1 protein-coding gene is annotated in these 1,098 nt (G+C 46.5%); it reads left to right on the forward strand.

Annotated elements, in window-relative coordinates; all coding sequences use genetic code 11:
* Positions 1 to 1,098, forward strand: a 1,098-nt coding sequence (locus tag J8M01_RS23710; RefSeq protein WP_211059592.1) for an amino acid adenylation domain-containing protein, incomplete at both ends; no start/stop codon positions are given.

Genomic DNA, 1,098 nt, shown 5'->3' on the forward strand with positions numbered 1-1,098 from the left:
CGATAATTTAGATAAGGGGGCATTGGGGTTATCGTCCAGTAATTTGGCGTATGTGATTTATACGTCGGGTTCAACAGGTAAGCCCAAAGGAGTGATGATCGAGCATCGTAGTGCGCAAGCGCTCATGCATGAAATGTCTGATTGGTTTACCGGTGTGACACGATTTGGCTGGGGAGCCAGCTATGTTTTTGATGCGTCCTTACAGGGGATCGTATGTTTATTCTCAGGTAGAACATTAATTGTGGTGCCTGAAGATATCAAAACGCAACCAGAGCGACTGCAAGACTATATTCAATCACACCATATAGAATTACTCGATTGCACGCCGAGTGTGCTGCAATTCTGGCTCGATACATGGCACGATTTTACACCACCACATTTATTGGTGGGAGGGGAGGCGATAAGCCAAGCATTATGGCAACGTTTGGCAGGTTATACTTCTGAAGGGATAGAGATCCGCAATGTATACGGACCAACCGAATGTACAGTGAACAGTACGATGGCACATGTCAGTGGCACAGAGGTTCATATTGGCAAGCCTTTATCGTATATGCGTTCATATGTGTTAAGTGACGACGCGTGTCGAGGGCTTGTACCGTACGGTTCAGCGGGTGAGTTGTATTTAGGGGGAGATGGTTTAGCCCGAGGTTATTTAAATCAGCCGACCTTAACCGTAGAGCGGTTTATTGATAACCCTTATTTTGATGAGAATGACCCACATAGTTCAAAAAGATTATATCGTACGGGAGACTTAGTCCGGTATTTACCGGATGGTGAGTTGGCCTTTATGGGTCGTACAGATGATCAGGTTAAAATCCGAGGGTTTAGAATTGAGCTAGGCGAGATTGAAACACAATTAGCAGAACAAGCGGGTGTTGAGTCAGCCTTAGTGATGGTCAAGGAGCTAGCCGGAAGCCAGCAATTGGTGGGTTATATTCATTCACCAGCGGCGTTAGACGACGGTGCTCAGACGAGCTTGATAGATCAAGTGAAAACAGCGTTAGCAGCACAGTTACCCGAGTATATGGTACCCAGTGTCTTGATGGTGGTGCATGAATGGCCGTTGACGCCAAACGGCAAGGTCGATAAACGGGCATT

The sequence above is a fragment of the Pseudoalteromonas sp. MMG005 genome, assembly GCF_018101015.1.
GTDB lineage: Bacteria > Pseudomonadota > Gammaproteobacteria > Enterobacterales > Alteromonadaceae > Pseudoalteromonas > Pseudoalteromonas aurantia.